The organism is Nitrospina gracilis Nb-211 (genome assembly GCF_021845525.1).
Classification (GTDB): domain Bacteria; phylum Nitrospinota; class Nitrospinia; order Nitrospinales; family Nitrospinaceae; genus Nitrospina; species Nitrospina gracilis_A.
The window spans coordinates 2,220,030-2,235,382 of sequence record NZ_JAKJKD010000001.1; the positions used below are offsets into that span (position 1 = coordinate 2,220,030).

The 15,353-nt window shown below is 58.4% G+C and carries 13 protein-coding genes; 6 read left to right on the forward strand and 7 right to left on the reverse strand.

Annotated elements, in window-relative coordinates; genetic code table 11:
* Positions 1-59: 59 nt before the first annotated feature.
* The 4 genes from J2S31_RS10520 to J2S31_RS10535 all read right to left on the reverse strand — a co-directional run bounded on the left by J2S31_RS10520 (position 60) and on the right by J2S31_RS10535 (position 5,546).
* The gene (locus J2S31_RS10520; protein WP_237099046.1) at positions 60-2,693 is read right to left on the reverse strand and encodes a CBS domain-containing protein; all 2,634 of its coding nucleotides are present in this window, start codon (positions 2,691-2,693) and stop codon (positions 60-62) included.
* Positions 2,694-2,744: 51 nt separating this feature from the next.
* Positions 2,745-3,305: a protein-disulfide reductase DsbD domain-containing protein gene (locus tag J2S31_RS10525; RefSeq protein WP_237099047.1), complete on the reverse strand. Its 561-nt coding sequence runs from the start codon at positions 3,303-3,305 to the stop codon at positions 2,745-2,747.
* A gap of 45 nt (positions 3,306-3,350) precedes the next feature.
* Positions 3,351-4,421 (reverse strand): DsbA family protein, encoded by a 1,071-nt coding sequence (locus tag J2S31_RS10530; protein ID WP_237099048.1) that lies wholly within the window; start codon positions 4,419-4,421, stop codon positions 3,351-3,353.
* A 213-nt stretch (positions 4,422-4,634) separates the two neighbouring features.
* Entirely contained in the window at positions 4,635-5,546 is a 912-nt protein-coding gene (locus tag J2S31_RS10535) for an Mrp/NBP35 family ATP-binding protein (protein ID WP_237099049.1), read from the reverse strand.
* Between the two features lie 436 nt (positions 5,547-5,982).
* Between J2S31_RS10535 and J2S31_RS10540 the strand changes: the two genes are divergently transcribed.
* Positions 5,983-6,399 carry a DUF4399 domain-containing protein gene (locus J2S31_RS10540; RefSeq protein ID WP_237099050.1) on the forward strand — a complete coding sequence of 139 codons (417 nt, stop codon included), beginning with the start codon at positions 5,983-5,985 and terminating at the stop codon, positions 6,397-6,399.
* A 192-nt stretch (positions 6,400-6,591) separates the two neighbouring features.
* A complete protein-coding gene (locus J2S31_RS10545; RefSeq protein WP_237099051.1) occupies positions 6,592-7,956 on the forward strand; it encodes a tetratricopeptide repeat protein in 1,365 nt (454 codons plus the stop codon).
* A gap of 9 nt (positions 7,957-7,965) precedes the next feature.
* Here J2S31_RS10545 and J2S31_RS10550 read toward each other — a convergent pair whose 3' ends face one another.
* A complete protein-coding gene (locus J2S31_RS10550) occupies positions 7,966-8,853 on the reverse strand; it encodes a M20/M25/M40 family metallo-hydrolase (RefSeq protein ID WP_237099052.1) in 888 nt (295 codons plus the stop codon).
* A 48-nt stretch (positions 8,854-8,901) separates the two neighbouring features.
* On the reverse strand, positions 8,902-9,333 hold the full coding sequence (locus J2S31_RS10555) for an NUDIX domain-containing protein (protein ID WP_237099053.1): 432 nt from the start codon (positions 9,331-9,333) through the stop codon (positions 8,902-8,904).
* Between the two features lie 257 nt (positions 9,334-9,590).
* Here J2S31_RS10555 and flgM point away from each other — a divergent pair, with 257 nt between their 5' ends.
* Both flgM and rpmB read left to right on the forward strand, forming a co-directional pair.
* Positions 9,591-9,920: a flagellar biosynthesis anti-sigma factor FlgM gene (gene flgM / locus J2S31_RS10560; RefSeq protein ID WP_237099054.1), complete on the forward strand. Its 330-nt coding sequence runs from the start codon at positions 9,591-9,593 to the stop codon at positions 9,918-9,920.
* A gap of 190 nt (positions 9,921-10,110) precedes the next feature.
* Positions 10,111-10,338, forward strand: a complete 228-nt coding sequence (rpmB, locus tag J2S31_RS10565) for a 50S ribosomal protein L28 (protein WP_237099055.1) — start codon at positions 10,111-10,113, stop codon at positions 10,336-10,338.
* 25 nt (positions 10,339-10,363) lie between these two features.
* Here the strand turns inward: rpmB and J2S31_RS10570 are convergent, their stop codons facing one another.
* Complete coding sequence (locus J2S31_RS10570) at positions 10,364-12,577, reverse strand: RelA/SpoT family protein (protein WP_237099056.1); 2,214 nt, start codon at positions 12,575-12,577, stop codon at positions 10,364-10,366.
* Between the two features lie 132 nt (positions 12,578-12,709).
* On the opposite strand from J2S31_RS10570, the gene recG reads away from it, so the two are divergent.
* The gene (recG, locus tag J2S31_RS10575; RefSeq protein ID WP_237099057.1) at positions 12,710-14,896 is read left to right on the forward strand and encodes an ATP-dependent DNA helicase RecG; all 2,187 of its coding nucleotides are present in this window, start codon (positions 12,710-12,712) and stop codon (positions 14,894-14,896) included.
* An 84-nt stretch (positions 14,897-14,980) separates the two neighbouring features.
* On the forward strand, positions 14,981-15,352 hold the full coding sequence (locus J2S31_RS10580; protein WP_237099058.1) for a NusG domain II-containing protein: 372 nt from the start codon (positions 14,981-14,983) through the stop codon (positions 15,350-15,352).
* The last annotated feature ends 1 nt before the right edge of the window (position 15,353 follow it).

Genomic DNA, 15,353 nt, shown 5'->3' on the forward strand with positions numbered 1-15,353 from the left:
GGCGGAGTGAGGTCATGAACACCCAAACGGGAAAAACATGATGGGGCCAGTGGCGCGCTTCAATTCAAAAATTCCTTCTGGACCAGCGCCACCTCGTCGTCGCGGTTGTGCACCTGGCCGTTGATGCGCGCGTCGCGGAGCGTCTTGAACACGGTCTGGAACACGGGTCCCGGCCGGATGCCCATCTCGATCAGGTCGTCGCCGGTGAGCGACAAAGTGGCCGACGGATTGTACTGCGTGAAGAACATGAGCACATGTTTGTTGATGCGGTCGCTGTTCGACACCGCCATCATGAGCAGAATGGCTTCCGTGGACATCTCCGAGAGCAGATTGTAAATGTCGCTCGGCTCGAACTTGCGCCGGCGTTTGAGCGTTTTGAGCGCGAACTCGCAATTCGCCAGATCCTCTTTCACCCGTTTTTTGATTTTGGCAGGCAGGCTGAGCCGCGTGGCAAGCTGATTGAGGTCGGCGTTTTTCATCCCGTACAACGCGCCCAGAAAATACACGAAACCCACATCCGGTTGTTCCACCAGCCGGATCACGTTGGACAGGGCGAAGATTTCCTCTATGCGTTCCAGGATCTGCACGTTCTTGCCGTTCTTCATCAGGCGCGGATGGATGACCTGCAGCAATCCCAACTCCTTCATGCGAGCGAAACAGCGGATCGGTTTTTTCTCATCGAGCATGCGCATGAGTTCGTTGTACAGGCGCGTGCCGCTCAGCTTGTGCACGATTTTTTTCGCCACCGCGCGTTTGATGAACGACTCCGTCTGCTTGCCGATGGTGAATCTCAGCCGTTGTTCAAAGCGCACGGCGCGGAAGGCGCGGCAGGGGTCCTCGACGAAACTCAGGTTGTGGAGCACGCGCACCACGCCGTCTTTCAGGTCGCGCTGACCATTGAAGTAGTCGATCAGCGTGAACGCGTCCTTGCCGTTCAGCTTGATCGCCAGCGCGTTGAACGTGAAATCGCGGCGGAACAGGTCCGACTTGATCGAGCTCATCTCCACCGTAGGCAGGGCGGCGGGATGGGTGTAATACTCCATGCGCGCCGTGGCGACATCGATCTTGAATCCGTCGGAGAAGATGACGACGGACGTGCCGAATTTTTCGTGCCCCACCACGCGCCCGCCAAATTCTTTGCCCAGCCTGCGGGCGAACTGCATGCCGTCGCCTTCCACCACAATATCCAGGTCCAGGTTCTCGATGCGCAGGAGCAGATCGCGGACGAATCCGCCGACGCCATACACCGAAACGCCGAGTTCGTCCGCCAAATGCGAAACATCGCTGAGCCGCGTCATCACCGATTTCGGCAAGCGTTCCCGGAGCAGGCTCTTCACGTTTTTGACCAGCAGGTCATTTTCGCTGAGCAGGGCCGCATACGGTTCCGGCGCGTAGCGTCCCATGTCCTGATGCAACAACCGCAACAGGTCGCCACGGCTGACGATGCCCATCATGTATCCCGTTTTGGGATGCACCACCGGCACGACCTTCTGTTTGGCCTCGATGATGCTGGGCACGATGGTTTTGAAATACGCGTCGGGCGTCGTCACCGCAAACTCGTGCGCCATGAAATCTTCCACCAGTTCGCGTCCCAGTTTGTGATGAATGGCTTTTTCCACCACCTGGCGCGTGATCAGTCCCACCGGCTTTTTGTTGAACACCACCGGAAGCGTGTTGAGGTTGAACCGCGTCATGGTGCGTTCGACTTCGGTAATGCTCTGTTTCGCCTGCACCGAGACCACCGGCGAATGCATGACGTGTTGGACGCGGTTGAGCGGTTCGACTTTTTCATTGAGGACGGCGATGAGGTGTTCCCGCGTCTGGATGAGCGTGCGGTCCGAGGTGCTGGCCGACGCCGCATTCGGGTGTCCGCCGCCGCCGAGTTCACGCAGGATGCGTCCCACGTTCACCTCGTCCGTACGGCTCCGGCCGATGACGTACACCCGGTTGTCCAGGCACACGAGGGCGAACAGCACCTTGAGATTTTCCAGATCGAGAAGACGCGACACCACCACCGCGAGATCGCCGACGTAATGCTCCACCGCCGCCTGTGCGAGGGCGATCTGAACGCCGTTGTAATTGTTCACTTCGAGGCTCTGACTGAGCGTCTTCATGACGTCGCGCTGTTCCTGGTTGAGCCGCGCCTCAACGAACTCCGAAACGGCTTGCAGGTCCGCGCCCAGTTTCACCATCTGCCCGACCGCAAAAAAATCCTCCGGCGTGGTGGACGACGACACAAGAGAATGCGTGTCCTGATAGATGCCGAGGATCATGAGCGTCGCCTCGAACGCCGTCAGCGTGATGCCGCGCTCGGCCAGTTCCTCGCACAGAATGGTGACGGACGAACCCCGGTTGCGCACCACCGCCTTGTCCGCACGCAGGGGTTTCGCGACATCGACGTGGTGATCGTAAACGTGAACTTCGACGTTTTTTTTATCGAGGAGGGATTTGAACGGGCCGATGCGGTCCGCGTCCTGCGTGTCCACCACGATCAGGCGCGTGACCTGGTCGAGGTCCACGTCCTTCGCACGCGTGAACTGGAAGGGATTGTCAAAGGCGCGCAGGTAGTCCTGCACGGAGTTCTCCACCGAAGAGGAGAACACCATGTGCGCGCCGGGATACAGCTTCTGCGTGGCAACCATCGCCGCCACACAGTCGAAGTCCGCGCTGATATGCGTGGTGATGATTTCCATGGGGCGGCCGTGACCGAATACAAAAAGGGCCCGCGACGGGCCGGGGTTCCGTCAATCTTCCGTTTTCACTATAACATGAAACTGAAAGGGACGGTCCTGCGGCAGGGCGCAGACCTTATTGTCGCAGATGCGGTAGGTGAGCGTGCCCCGCACCATATGGGTTCCGGGCTCGAGGGCTTCCGGCGCCACGAGCGTGCGGGAGAATTCGGCGCGGTGGCTGTGCACCTTCACCCAGCGGCCGAGCGCCTCATCCTTGACCAGCGTCGGCGGCGTCTCCGCCCATTCTCCCACCACTTCAAACGGGCTTTGATCGATCACAAGGCGCGTGGCCACCGTCGGGTCCTGCCCGTTGGCTTCCATGGAATAAAAGTGCCAGCCCTTCTGCGGCACCGCCACGACGAAAATCTTGAAGGACTCCCCCGGCCGCACGATGTCTCTTTCGGACATCGCATGAATTTCGATCTGGATCTGTTCCGCGCGGTCCTTCAGGAATTCCTGAACGGGTTTGAATCCGCAAAACACCAGCGCACACAGGATGCAGAAAGCCGTCAGGCCATGCGGTCTGGATCTGGCGTGGAGCGGTTCGCTTTGGCTTTGCAGTTGAGAGCGCATCGTAAACGTCTGGGGCCGCCGTGCACCCGGGAAGGTGAATGAGGACTAGTCTTTAGAAAGTTCGATGTATTTTTCGATGGTGCGGACAAACTGTTCGCTGGACACGGCGCCGGAAAACATCTCGCCATGAATGGTGGATTCGGCGAAGTTATAGGTACCGATGATGAAGGTGGGCGTACCCTGAATGCCGATCTCGATGCCCTGGCGGAAATCACGCTCCACCCGGTCGCGAAACCGGCCTTCAGCCATGCAGGCCTTGAAGTCCTTCAGGTTGTCCACGCCCACGTCATGCGCGGCGCGGATCAGGGATTCTTCACTTTTGAATGCCTGCGGGTCCTGATACACCGCCGTTTGATACTCCCAGAAGCGTCCCTGCGCCCGGGCGCATTCCACCGCTTCGGCTATGGCGAAGGCTTCCTTGTGCAGGGGGAAATGACGGTAACCGAACTGCACCCTGTCGCCATAAGTCTGGCGCAGGTGGTTCAACGTCGTCTGCACTTTTTTGCAGAACGGACAGAGGAAGTCGGAGTATTCCATAAGAAACACCTTCCGGGGTTCCTTATGATCCGGCTTGAACCACAACATGGCGGTGCCGATGCCCGCCACCAGCTTGAAGTCGTTGGGCGCTTCGAAGTAATCCTCCACCCATCCCTTGTTCACCGCAAATTCGTAGCGCTGATTCAGCTCCTTAAGATACGCATCCTGGCGAAGCCGCTCCACATAATTGCGGATCATGTTCTGCACCGCGGCGGAGTTGAGCCCTTCCATATCATCCAGTCCCATTTCCTCCTGGTACATGCGGATGATGTCCTCGCGATTGATACGCGCCGCGCGGATTTCGAGGATTTCTGGATGCTCATCCTGCAACAGCTCGATGGTTTTCTGCTTGAGCAGGATGCTCTGCATGCTATGCAGGCGTTGCATCATGTCCTGGATTTGCGGATTTTTGAGATCATCGAGGTGGATATCATGACCTTCCACGACAGCGACGCGGGGGTTGTTGTGAAAGTTGGGAACGTCCGGTTTGGTTTCTTCGGCCATCAGGCCGTGGACCCAGAGCAGAATCAAAACCCAGGAGAGGGAAAGAGCGAGCGAATTTTTTACTGAAGGGCGCATATCATTTCTTGCATCGATTGCAGGGGAGGAGACGAAACTGGAAGGTCCATCCCCATAACGTGTGCTTCCATCTGTTCTTCATTATCCAACAATCGCAAGAGCAATCGCAAATGGATTGTCGGCTTTCTTTTTTCTATATTTTTTGAACAAAGAGGAAAAAAGAAAACAGGGGCCGAAGCCCCTGTTTCGAATCTTTCTGCGACATCGCGGTTTTCAACTGGCTTTCAGCGATTCTTCGGGATTGAGGAATTTGTGTGTGTTTTCCGCCAGATTGAGAAACGCCTTGGTGACCTTTGAGTCCGGCTTGGCAAGCACGATAGGGTCGCCGGTGTCGGAACGTTCCGCCACCTCGGCATCCAGCGGGATGCTCCCCAGGTAGGGCAGGACCAGCTCTTCTGCCAGCTTCTGACCGCCGCCCTTGCGAAACACGTCCACTTCACCCTGGCAGTGTGGGCAGACAAGCGTACTCATGTTCTCGATGATGCCGACGATGGGCACGTTGCTGTCACGGGCGAACGAGATCATCTTGCGCGCGTCGAGCAGGGCCAGATCCTGCGGCGTGGTGACGACCACGCATCCATCCACCTCGCCGATGAAATCAATGATGGTGATCTGCTCGTTGCCGGTGCCCGGCGGCAGGTCGATCAACAGGTAATCCAGCTCTCCCCAGTTGATGTTGCCCAGAAGCTCGATGATGAAGTCGTACTTCACCGCATCACGCCAGGCGATGTGCATGTTGGGGTCTTCGATCAGAAAGCCGAGCGACGCCACCTTGAGGCCGTTCTTGGTCTCGTACGGCGAGATGCCGTCGTCGTGCGCGCGCAGTCGGACGGATTCGGCATTGATCAACTTCGGGATGTTGGGACCGTGCAGGTCGGCATCGGCCAGACCCACCTTGAATCCCTTTTCCGCCAGCGCGATGGCGAGGTTGGTGGTCACCGTGCTTTTGCCCACTCCCCCCTTGTTACTGCCGACGATGATCTTATATTTGATCGAGTTCATCCGGTCATTGACCAGCCATCGGTTGTGCTCGTTGTGATCCGCCTTGCAATCGTTGTCGTTGTTGTACTCACACATCTCGCAGGTGTGAAGCAGGCGGCACTCTCCGGTTACGGGTAATTCCATTAATACCTCCCAAACGTGGACGGGCGGGGAGCCTGGCTCCCTGCGCGGGAAAACGTCTCAAAACATTGAATTATGCTGAAAGTATATAATCTTTTTGGAAACAGGAAAAGAGATAAAACCGGGACGTTTTGGGAAATTGTGAAGGGCCTTTCGGATTTTTTCTGGCCAATCCCGGCAATCTCTGGAATGATTACGAAACCTTTTGAGTTGTTTTTGATCTAAATGCAGACAAACGGGTTGCACTGCAACCCGCGGAAATCCCCGCTTCCGGGGATTTTCAGCATGGACCACGCAACTCTTTTGGTATTTCATTCGCCGAACTTTCGGCCGGGTCGGCACCCGGGGGGGAAAGCCTGCACCCAAGCAGGTTTCAGCCGGACCGATCCCGTATTCACAATCGCCAATAGACTTGGTAGATAGAAAAGGAGAGGATTAAATGAGCAAGCTGTTTTTCAAATTGCATGTGACTTTGCTGAGCCTTCTGGTTTTGACGGCGGGCACCGCCCTGGCGGGCACCCGCGCCATCGCCATCAGCGAACCGTCCAACGGCGCCACGGTGCAGAACCCGGTGAAGGTGTGCCTGGTCGCGCACAACGTCACCGTCGAGCCGGCCAAAAAAGGCGTCAATGACGGCAAAGGACATCACCACATCCTGGTGGACGCTGATCTTCCGAAAGACCTGAGCCAGCCGATCGGCAAGGACGCCCAGCACATTCACATGGGCGATGGTTCGACCTGCAAGGAGATCCGTCTGGAGCCGGGCATGCATGTCATCCGGGGCTTGTTCGCCCAGGGCAACCATGTTCCGTACAATCCTCCGATCACCGCGACGGTGATTGTCAACGTTCAGTAAACACTTTCACCCCCATGCCCGTTACCCTACTTGGGGTTGCGGCGCATGGGGGTGTTTTGTTTCTACTCCCCCGCCCCTTGAAATCGGTTGTAATCGCTTTTCCCAGCCGATACAATTTATTCATTCAAATTGGGTTTTCAAACCTTTAGTCAGCCATCAACCGCCGCATCTCAAGCGGCAGACCGGTCTTCTATGCGTCCTTTTGCCCGACCCGTTTCGTACCTGATCACAGCATTTCTTTCCGCGTCGCTTTGCCTGCTCACCGTGGTGCACGCCACCGCGTACGAGGTCAACCGCAACGCCATTGTCATGCTGATCGCGAAGGACAAACAGGGCGAGACGGTGTCCACCGGTAGTGGTTTCATCGTACGGCCGGACGGCACCCTCCTCACCAATTACCATGTGTTGATCGACACATCCAGTATGAGCGCGGTGTTTCCCGATGGAACCCAGGTGGACGTCAAGGGTGTGTTGAATGTGGATCGTCTGCGCGATGTGGCGGTGCTGAAACTGGAAGGCGACCTCTATTCCACGCTGGAGATCGGCGACTCGTCCAAACTGAAGACCTATGATTACCTGAGCGCGCTGGGGTATCCCTCACACGCGGTGGAGATGGTGGAGCAGGGCCTGCACGGGGTTCTGGTGCAGACCTACGGTTTCGTGCTGGGCGTGCACCCGCAGGCCATTCCAGAGTATCCGTTTATTTATGCCACCACGCCGTTCGAGCCGGGATTCAGCGGCGGGCCGGTAGTCAACCTCGACAACCAGGTGGTGGGCATCGCCACCCTGGAAGGACGCGCACTGAATCTGGCGGTGCCCATTGAATCCGTAAAGCCATACCTGAAAGACACCCGGCTTCTCAGCTTCGACGACCTGCGCGAACGGGACAAGAACACCAAAGAGGTGCTGTACTACCGCGGCAACTTCACTTTGTACGGATTGGGAGATGCCGAAGCGGCGATCGGCCTGTTCCAAAAAACGCTGAAGATCGACCCCGATTTCGTGCCCGCCCGTTACGATCTTGCCGTGGCCTACCGGGGCCTGGGGCAGATGGACGCGGCGATCGCGGAATACGAAAAAGCGCTCAAGATCAACCCGCGCTTCCCGGAAGCACTGTCCAACCTGGGCGGCCAGTATTTCCGGCGGGGTGACGTGAACAAGGCCATCGAAAAATTCCGCGAGGCCATCTACATCCACCCAAACTTCATCCAGGCATTGTCCAACCTGGGTGCGGCGCTCAACAAAAAAGAGCGCTACGAGGAAGCCGTGCCGTTTCTCAAACGCGCGCTGTCGCTGGACCCGGAGTTCGGCGTCGCGCACTTCAACCTCGGCAACGCTTACTACGGCCTCGGCAAATGGAATGAAGCCATCGGCGCGTACCACACCGCCGTCGGCATGGGCGTCGATTTCCTTTCCCTGCACTGGAGCCTGCACGACATCCATGCCAAACAGGGCGACCGCGATAAAGCCATTCGCGAACTGCGCTTCATTCTGCAGATCGACCCGCAGAACGAAGATGCCCGTAAAAAACTGGAAGCGCTCGACTCCCGGCCTTGAAGGCAAACGTCACACCCGCCGGACCGTCTCCACCACCACCCGCAACACCGCCAGCATGCTGTCCGCCGAGCATTTGTCCAGCGTGTCCTCCAGCGTATGCCAGTATGAATAATCGAAGTCGATCAACAGCACGGAAGGGATTTTCATGTGGATGAAAGGCAGGTGGTCGTCGCGCACGGAATAACGGAGCATGGGCACGAATTCCTTGACTCCCAGATCCTCTGCCGTGTCGAATACGGTTTCTATGAAACTCGGCGAACTGCGAAAGGAATACTGCTCTTTAAAAATTTTGAGATCCTTCTGCCCCACCATGTCCACTACCAGCGCCCGGGCGGGCCAGGTGGAGGGGTCTTCCTTCTTCAACTGCTCGGCGTAGTAAGTCGCTCCCAGAAAATATTCGTCCGAGCCCTTGCGGCCCCAGTCCTCACCGTCGAAGAACACCAGCTTCACCGTGCGCTCCGGCGGGTTCTCGTCGAAGTACTCGGCCAGAGCCAACAACACGGCGGTGCCGGAACCGCCATCGTTGGCGCCGATGATCGGCTGGCCTTCCTTTTGAGGATCGGTCTCCTCATCGGCGAAGGGCCGCGTGTCGTAATGCGCGCCCAGCAGGATGGGCGGTTTGTCACCGGTGCCATTGAAGGTGAGTTCGTAATTGTACAGCGGCAGTTCGTCCGCGTACCCCACCCGCGCGACGAACGCCTGTTCCTTCCACGAGTCGGCGTGGCGCTCCGCCACCTGCCGGATGTAGGCGCGGGTTTTGACGTGGCCGTCGCTGCCCGGGTAGCGGGGACCGATGTCGCACAGCGCCACTAGGTGGTCCCACAATATGGAACGGTATTTTTGCAGAGGGTCCGGTTCTCCGGACAACCGCGCGGGAAGAATGGCCATCATCAGCATGAAAAGTCCCCCCAACCACTGTGTTCGCCGCATGCCATGCCTCTGGAATCAGGAAAATTCGGAATCCGCCGGGTGGGAGGTGCCCCACCGGTTTTCAAGGTAATCCCGCAGGATCTCCGCGTGGTCGAACGCCAGGTCCTCCGGCAGGCGGTCGTGCGGAAACAGGGCGCACCGGCGGGCGTCATCCGCGGCTTTGGGCTCGCCTTCCGCGCGGGCCACAAACACGGTGGAGATGCAGTGCATGCGGGGGTCGCGGTCCGGACGGGAATAGCTGTGGAACTGGCCCAGAAGGTGGACTTCCAGTTGGATTTCCTCCCGGGCTTCGCGAATGGCGGCGTTTTCCAACGATTCTCCATAATCGACAAATCCGCCGGGCAAGGCCCACCCATGCGGCGGGTTTTTGCGCTCAATCAGCACGATTCCCCGGTTTTCGATCTCGATGATCAAATCCACCGCCACCGCCGGTTTTTTATAACTCATTGAAACTCGCCGCCAAAACAAAAATTTCCCGCCAAGTGGGAAAATTCGACATACCCGAAACAACGTCGACCATCCGGGTCCTGCCTTGACAACGCTTTATATTACAGATATCTTTAATGAACAAAAGGGTTTTCTCCCAAGCCCGCAAAAAAAGCCCTTAAGTTTATTCACCGGATTCCGATAATTAAACTGCGGGGCAAAACGGCACGCAGACCGGCCCCGGAAAACGACTCAAAAATTTGTTGAAGGTTCAGATTATGGAAATCCAGGGCGATGATTTCAAAATCCGAAACAAGGTATCCCCGGACAAGGTGAAAGGGCCGAACGTCAAAGGCAATCCGGCCGACCCCACATCCACTGCCTCTTCCCGGGCGTCCAACGCCGGCGGAGAACAGATTGCCTTGTCCGCAAAGGGGCAAACCATTCAGAAGGCTCTGGATGTGGTCAAAGCCTCTCCCGACGTGCGGACCGAAAAGATCAACCGCATCAAGTCCCAAGTGGAAAACGGCACCTTCCATGTGGACAGCGATGTGTTGGCCGAGAGCATTTTGAAAGAAATCCTGACCGAGTCGAAGTTTCTGGAATAAATCTCAACCCCTTGTTGTATTACCGTTTTGAGCCCGGCTTCCCAGCCGGGCTTTTTTTTGTGGCCGCGGACCGGGCCGCCCGGAAATTTTACGTCAGACCCCTGTTTTTTTGGAATCTTCCACTTGCCGTCTTTCGAGGCCTGTGGTACCTTACCCCTTTCAATTTAACGGCTGTAAGCAGGAGCATTGAATGTCCAAGCGATGTGAAATCTGTGACAAGGGTCCTCTGGTTGGCAACAACGTGAGCCACGCCAACAACAAGACGCGGCGCCGGTGGATTCCCAATCTCAAGAAACTGCGTGTGGTGCATAAAGGCGCGGTAAAAACGATGAAGGTGTGCACCCGCTGTCTGAAAGCGGGCAAGGTGATGAAGGTTCCGGCCAGCAATCGCCCCACCCAGACGGCTGCCACCGGCTGAACGGCGGGGAACTCCCCTTCCCCGTCTAAATCTGTTTACCGATTTCCCCCACCTTGCGTTTTTTGTCCGTCCCCTTTTTCTTGAATTCCTTCACGCGTTCGGCGTGAATCACGCCTTTTGTCTTTTTCAGCGCCTCGAGGATTTTCTTGAGATGGCTGAGATCGAAAATCTCTACGTCCAACTCGAAGAACGCGCGCTTGTGCGTCGCCTGCACCACATTGGCGCGGGTGATGTTGACATCGAGTGACGCGAGGAGACTGCTGATGGTGGCAAGCAGACCGGGCTGGTCCTCCCCCACGATGGCCAGCGGCGTCTGAAACGGCGTCTTGTGCACGGTATCCCATTCCACCTCGATCATGCGCTCGGTTTCGTTGGTCAGAGCCTCGACGCTGGGGCACTCCTTGTGATGCACGGAGATGCCGCGCCCGCGGGTGATGTACCCGATGATCGGATCGCCGGGCACGGGGTTGCAACACTTGCCGATGCGGATCATCATCTGGTCGCCAAAGTTCTTGACCTTGATGCCGATGTCTTTTTCCTTCGACGAAGGTTTGCGCGCCACTTTGACGGCAGTGGATTTTTTGCGGTATTCCTCCAGTGTTTCTTTCGGCAACAGTTTTTCCACCACCTGGTGCGGCGGCAGTTTGCCGAACCCGATTGCGGTGAACAGGCTGTCCAGCGTGTTGTAGCCGCAGGCATGCGCGGCCTCTTCCAACGCTTTGCCCTTTAACAGATCCCCCGTCGCCGGGCCGTACTTGCGCACCTCCGTCTCCAGAATCTCCCGCCCCAGCTCCAGGCTCTGCTGGCGTTCGCGGCTGTTGATGAAGTTGGAAATCTTGTTGCGCGCTTTCGAGGTTTTGACGAAGCCCAGCCAGTCGCGGCTGGGATGGCGTTGCTGGGAGGTGAGGATTTCGACGCGGTCGCCGTTTTTCAGTTTGTAGCGGAGCGGCACCATCTTGCCGTTCACCTTCGCGCCGAGGCAGTGGTTGCCGATATCGGTGTGCACCTGGTAGGCGAAATCCACCGGCGTCGCGCCGCGCGGCAGGGCGATGACGTCGCCTTCCGGCGTGAACACGTACACTTCCTGGAAAAACAGATCGACCTTGAACGAACTCAGAAAATCCTTCGGGTTCTTGATGTCCTTCTGGTCTTCCAGCAGGCGCCGCACCCAGCTCAGGTGATCGTCGAGGTTCTTCGCCAGTCCGCCGCCATCCTTGTACTGCCAGTGCGCGGCGATGCCCTCCTCCGCCACGCGGTGCATTTCTTTCGTGCGGATCTGCACCTCCACGCGCTGGCCGTTGGGACCGTTCACCGTAGTGTGCAGGGACTGGTACATGTTCGGCTTGGGCATGGCGATGTAGTCCTTGAACTTACCGGGGATCGGCCGCCACAACGAATGCACCAGCCCGAGCACGGCGTAACAATCCTTCACGCTGTTGGTGATGACGCGCACGCCGATGAGGTCGTACACATCCTCCAGGTCGATCTGCTGAGTCACCATCTTTTTATAGATGCTGTAGTAATGCTTGGAACGCCCGGTGACGACGCCGTCCAGCTCGGCGGCTTTGAGTTCTTTCTCCAGCAGGGTGTACACGTTCTTCACCAGTTCGTCACGCTCGCCCTGTCCCTTGTGCATGCGGTTGACGATGGCCTGGTATTGTTCGGGATGCAGGTACTTGAACGATCCGTCTTCGAGCTCCGCCTTCAGCCAGCCGATACCCAGGCGGTTGGCGAGCGCGGCATAGATGTCCAATGTCTCGCGGGCAATGCGCTTCTGGCGGGAGGGGTCGAGGGAACTCAGCGTGCGCAGGTTGTGCGCCCGGTCGGCGAGCTTGATCATGACCACGCGGATGTCCCGCGCCATGGCGAGGATCATCTTGCGGTAGTTCTCCGCCTGCTTTTCCTCGCGGCTGGAAAACTCGATCTCGCCGATCTTCGTCACCCCGTCCACCAGGCCGTAAATTTCGTCGCCGAACAGTTCGCGGATTTCCTCGGCGGTGGCCAGGGTGTCTTCGATGGTGTCGTGCAGGAGGCCGGCGGCGACGGTGCGTTCGTCCATCTTCAGCCGGGTCAGGTTGTAAGCGACCTCTACTGGATGCGACAGATAGGCCTCGCCGGAGCGGCGGCTCTGCCCGCGGTGGGCCTTGGCGGAATAAATGTATGCGTCAAGAATGATGTCCACGTTGGCCGTGGGATGGTAGGCCTGGACGGCTTCTGTGATTTCACTGAGCTTACGCATACACGGTTGAGATTCTCCGGGCGAAAATCCCTACAAAGAGCTTATAATCATTGCTTTTACATTTATTTAAGATACTTCCGGCGTGAGGTCCAGTCAATTATCATTTATAAGGAACCCTTTTCATAAGGTACGATGCCGGAAACAAAGAAAACGGTCCTCCAAACCCAGAACCGCAAAATCCAGATGGCCGAAAACAAATCCGCACCTCCCAAACCGTCGCTTGCCGACTCCCTCCAGTACGTCAAGGGCGTCGGACCCAAACGGGCGTTGTTGCTGGAAAAACTGGGGATCGTCACCGTCGAGGACGGGCTCGCCCTCCTGCCCAACCGCTACGAAGACCGAAGCCGGGTGCAGACCATCGCCGAACTGAAGCCCGGCGAGTTCGCCACCTTCCGCGCCACCATCCTCAACGCCGGGACCCTCAGGCTGGGGCGGCGGCGCAAGGTGTTCGAGGTCATCTTCGAGGACGACACCGGCACCCTGCGCGGCAAGTGGTTCCACTTCCGCGAGCCGTATATGAAGGAACGCTACACCGTCGGCCGCCACTGCATCGTCTCCGGCAAGGCGAAAGACAACACCTACCTCGGTGCGGGGCTGGAGATCGTCCACCCCGACGTCGAAATCACCGAAGACGACGCCCCGGCCACGCTCGAAATAGGGCGCATCGTGCCGGTGTACCCCACCACCGAGGGCCTGCACCAGAAGTCGCTCCGCACCATCATGAAAACCCTCGTCGACCGCTACGCGCCTTTGCTGGAGGAATACCTGCCAGAGGATGTGATGAAACGCAACAAACTCACCCCGCGCGTGCAGGCCTATCGGGACACGCACTTCCCGCCGCCCGGAACGCGCGCCGATCACCTGCACCTGTTCCGCACACGGCAACAGGTGCGGCTGGTGTTCGAGGAGTTGTTTCTCATCCAGGTGGGTCTCGCCTTCAAACGCAAACACGCCTGGCAGGAGGTGCCCGGCCGCGCCCTGCAAACCCGCGGTGACCTCATCCACCGCTTCGTCAAACTCCTCCAGTTCCAGTACACCGGCGCGCAAAAACGGGCGTTGGGCGAAATCATGGACGACCTCGAAAAACCGCATCCCATGCACCGCCTGCTGCACGGCGACGTGGGAAGCGGCAAGACACTGGTCGCTTTGACCACGCTCCTCACCGCCGTGGACAACAACTTGCAGGGGGCGATGATGGCGCCGACGGAACTGCTTGCCGAACAGCATTACCTGAACCTTTTGCCCTATTGCGAAAAACTGGGAGTGAAACTCGATCTCCTCACCAGCGCCCTGCCCGCGGCGGAGAAGCAGGCGGTTCAGGAGCGCATCCGCACGGGGCAGACGCAGATCGCCGTGGGAACGCACGCGCTCATTCAAAAGGACGTGGACTTCCACGACCTGGGTCTTGCGGTGATCGACGAACAGCACCGCTTCGGCGTTCTGCAACGCGAGGCCATCGGCAAAAAGGGAACCGCGCCGCACGTGCTCATCATGACCGCCACGCCGATTCCGCGCTCGCTCGCGCTCACGCTGTATGGCGACATGGACGTGTCGATCCTGGACGAGATGCCGCCGGGCCGTCAGCCCATCGCCACCCGCAGTTACGACGCGAAGCACCGCGACGAGGCCTATCAACTTCTGCGCGGGGAAATCCAGCACGGACGGCAGGCCTACGTGGTGTGTCCGCTGATCGAGGAATCGGAGGCGATGCCGCTCAAAACCGCGCAGGAAGTGCACGCCGACCTCGTCCAACGCTTTCCGGATCTTCGGCTCGCGCTCATTCACGGCAAGTTGAAAAAAGAAGAGCGGCAGGCCATCATGAACGAGTTCAACCAGGGCCGGGTGGATATCCTGGTCGCTACCACGGTGATCGAGGTCGGCATCGACGTGCCCAACGCGACGGTGATGTTGATCGAACACGCCGAACGCTTCGGCCTGGCGCAACTGCACCAACTGCGCGGGCGAGTGGGACGCGGCGGCCACGCCTCGCACTGTCTGCTGGTCACCTACCCGCCCTTATCGGAAGATGCGACCGCGCGCATCGACGCCATGCTGAAATCCGGCGACGGCTTCGTCATCGCCGAGCAGGATCTCAAGATCCGCGGCCCCGGCGACTTTCTGGGCACGCGACAGGCGGGCATGCCGACGCTCCGCTTCGCCGACCTGGTACGCGATCTGCGCATGATCCAGACCACGCGCAAGGAGGCCTTCGCGTTGATCGACCGCGACCCCTGGTTGAAAGAACCCGGTCACCAGCCGCTTCGCCACACCCTGGAAACCAAACTCGGCGGACGGCTGGACCTGCTGAATATTCTATAAATGAGGGGCCCTCGCGTTCTGCCTGTTTTCCCCTGAATTGGAGCGTGTTACACTTAAACGGATCAACTGGAAAAACACCGAATCATGCTGAAACCAACACGTGCCGACAAAATCCTCATCGCCTGCCTGTTCGCGGCGAACCTCGCCCTGTTTTCGGGGATCGACTACACCCGCACCGCCGGGGACTGGGTGGTCATCGAGGTCAGCCAGAAGGAGGTGAAGCGCCTGCCGCTCAAGAAAAACCAGCTCGTCCACGTGGAAGGTCCGCTCGGTGAAACCGAGGTGCAGATTCAGGACGGCAAGGCGCGCATTTTGAAATCGCCGTGCAGTCGCAAGCTGTGCATCAAGTCCGGTTACATCCAGTACGCCGACCGCATCGCCGCCTGCCTGCCCAACCGCGTGGTGGTGCGCATTCTTGGAAGCACCTACCGGGGCATCGACGCCGTGGTGTCCTGAT